The following is a 1781-nucleotide window of genomic DNA, read 5'->3' as shown; positions in this document are numbered from 1 at the left end:
CACGTTGCGAAATTGGGTTGTCATGCGTCAAGGCAGGGGGTCAGCTGCTGGATTTAGGGAAATTCCACGGCATGAGCATTTCGAGGTCTTTGTTGCTGTGACCGGCGGCGAGCTTTTGCAGGGTAGCGGTAAGCCACGCGCAGGGATCGACTTCGCCCATACGGCAGGTCTGCATGAACGATCCGATGATGGCCCACGTAGCGGCACCCTCTGCGCTGCCCGCGAACAACGCGTTCTTGCGTGTCAGAACTTGAGGTTTGATGGCTCGCTCGACGACGTTGGAATCAAGCTCGACCCGGCCGTCGTCGACGAACAGGTTAAGTCCGTCCCACCGGCTGAGGATGTAGTTGAACGCCTTGGTCATGTTGCTCTTGGCGCTGAACCGACGCTTGTTGGCCTGAATATAGTCACGCAGCTCGTTGAGAAGCGGACGGATCTCACGCTGGCGGACAGTGACACGTTCGTCGGGCGACTGGCCGCGCACCGTGGCGTCGATGCGATAGATGGCAGCGATCCGGCGCAGGATCTCGTCGGCAACCGGTTCCTTGCCCTGGAACTCGACAAATCCGCGGCGCCCGTGCGCCCAGCAATAGGCAAGCGTCACTGCGTTGCCGCCGCCGATCTTGTTGTAGCCGGAATAACCATCGACCTGCAGCACGCCGGTAAATCCAGCGAGATGCGCGATCGGCCAGGCATTTTTGCGGTCGGGTGAATAGACATAGGCGACGGCCGGCGCCGCGTGACCGCCCCACGGTCGATCGTCGCGCGCATAGGCCCAGAGTTGTCCTCGATGGACTTGCCCGGGCGCGAGCACCGGCATCACCGTCTCGTCAGCGAACAACTTGGTTGAACTTTTGAGATCGGCGAGCAGATGCTCGTGAAGCGGCTTCAGCCACCAGGCTACTCGGCCCATCCAGTCGCAGACGGTGGACGGGTCAAGGTGGATGCCCTGGCGGGCATAGATCCGCAGCTGCCGGTGGATCGGCATATGATCGGCGTACTTGGCCGTCGCGATCATCGCGAGCAGCGCTTCGGTCGGAATGCCCTGGTCGACGATATGGCCCGGTGCCGGCGCCTGGATGACACCGGCTTGATCGCAGCCGCGGCAACCATAGCGTGGGCGCCGCGTGACGAGCGCGCGGAAGACGGTCGGCACGACGTCGAGGCGCTCGGTCACCGTCTCGTCGATCACGTGCAGTTCACCACCACAGCAGGCGCAGCTCTTGTCGTCGATATCGATGACACGCTCGACCCGTTCGAGGTGGGCGGGCAGCCGCCCCAGCATCTTGCGGCGCTTTGCCTTGGCGGAGGGATCGCGGGCGTCGATCGCCGCGTCGAGACGGGCGTTGGCGAGGCCGAGTGCAGTCTCGAGCTCCTCAAGCGCCAGCGCGAACTGATCGGGATCGAGCGGCTCGCTGCGCTTGCCGAAACGGTGGCGCTGGAAGGCGGCGAGGATCTCGCTGATCCGCTTGACCTCGTCCTTGAGCGCGGCGATCTCGTCAGCATCGTTGACAGCTTGTGCGGCCGCAACGGCGTTCCTGGCTTCGAGCTCGGCGGCACGTGCGATCGCCGCATCGCGCTCGGCATGAATCCGGGCGGTATAAAGATCGCGTTCGGCGGCTTCCGCAGTCAGCTTCGCGATCAGGGCCTGTGCTGTGGCAAGATCGTTCGGAAGGGCCATCGCAATGTCCATGAACCGCATCGAATCACATGCGTAACGACTGGTCCAGCACTATTGGAACCACCTGGCGCGGATATATCACGCCTTAACGAGCGGCTCG

The 1781-nt window shown here is 63.1% G+C and carries 1 protein-coding gene; it reads right to left on the bottom strand.

What is annotated here, in order from left to right:
• Positions 1-40: 40 nt before the first annotated feature.
• Positions 41-1702: an IS66 family transposase gene (gene tnpC / locus L3X40_RS21735; protein ID WP_237367412.1), complete on the bottom strand. Its 1662-nt coding sequence runs from the start codon at positions 1700-1702 to the stop codon at positions 41-43.
• Between the last annotated feature and the right edge of the window lie 79 nt (positions 1703-1781).

Source organism: Rhizorhapis sp. SPR117 (genome assembly GCF_021742065.1).
The sequence above is the reverse complement of the archived record's forward strand: the minus strand, read 5'-3'. Positions and strand labels throughout refer to the sequence as shown.

What these genes read in the sequence shown, in the direction of transcription:
- tnpC (WP_237367412.1), bottom strand. Translation starts at nt 1,702, where the DNA reads ATGCGGTTCATGGACATTGCGATGGCCCTTCCGAACGATCTTGCCACA.